The organism is uncultured Tenacibaculum sp. (assembly GCF_947494125.1).
GTDB lineage: Bacteria > Bacteroidota > Bacteroidia > Flavobacteriales > Flavobacteriaceae > Polaribacter.
In genome coordinates this window covers 1-792 of sequence record NZ_CANLTU010000042.1, presented here as the reverse complement: position 1 = coordinate 792, position 792 = coordinate 1, and the positions used below count along the sequence as shown (strand labels likewise).

Sequence of the window (792 nt, the reverse complement as noted above, 5' to 3'; positions counted from 1 at the left end):
GTGTTTTGCTATGATTTTTATACACGTTGGACCGCAATCTTTTGCCTCGGTTTGTTGGTAGTTTGGGAATCTTTTCATACGAATTCAAATATCGAGAAGATATTTTTTAAAATGCACTTTCTTGGAATTTTATTTAAAAAAAGAAATTTTATTACTTTATAGATAATAAAACTCCTCTCTTAAATTTATTTAAAAGAGGAGTTAAAACTTTTATGGGCAATTAGCACAACAGTATCCAGAAGCATAACTTTCGTCAAGATATTCAGTTCCATCCCATTGAGAAGAAGCTTGAGCATAAGAAACATAACCAGACCAACCACTTGACCCATCTGGGTAGTGTATGTATAGTTTACATTTGTCAAAATCTGCTTGACTAAGCTCGACTCTACCACCAAGAATATCTTTTTGCTCTATTTTATTTAAAGTTTTACCTAAGTTTAAAATTATTTTTTTCATAATTGTTGCTTTTATTTTCAAAGAAAATTTTCTTTTTAAAAAAAGAGGTTAAAGAGTTATAGCTTTAACCTCTTTCTATTATATTTCGAATGGAACTAATTGGCAATAAAATTCAGCGCACTGTCGTCCTACTTCTTCACATATGCGATCACGATTTTTATCACATTGCTTTCTACCACCATTAATAGTTTGTTGTTCCGCTTTGTTTAAAGCTTTTCCTAAATTTAAAATTGATTTTTTCATTATTAATATTTTAAATAAAATTACTTTTGCGGCGAACATTTAAAGACACTCACCTTTGTGTCTATTCTTCGCGAGAGAATATTGTTCTAAATT

General features: G+C 29.7%; 2 protein-coding genes. Both read right to left on the bottom strand.

Annotated features, from left to right (window positions below):
- Window positions 1–210 precede the first annotated feature (210 nt).
- On the bottom strand, window positions 211–456 hold the full coding sequence (locus tag Q0881_RS17720; protein WP_299163294.1) for a hypothetical protein: 246 nt from the start codon (window positions 454–456) through the stop codon (window positions 211–213).
- Between the two features lie 78 nt (window positions 457–534).
- Complete coding sequence (locus Q0881_RS17715; RefSeq protein ID WP_299163292.1) at window positions 535–699, bottom strand: hypothetical protein; 165 nt, start codon at window positions 697–699, stop codon at window positions 535–537.
- Window positions 700–792 lie beyond the last annotated feature (93 nt).

Excerpts from the sequence above, each read along its gene's own strand:
- Q0881_RS17720 (WP_299163294.1), bottom strand. The coding sequence starts at position 456 with ATGAAAAAAATAATTTTAAACTTAGGTAAAACTTTAAATAAAATAGAG.
- Q0881_RS17715 (WP_299163292.1), bottom strand. The coding sequence starts at position 699 with ATGAAAAAATCAATTTTAAATTTAGGAAAAGCTTTAAACAAAGCGGAA.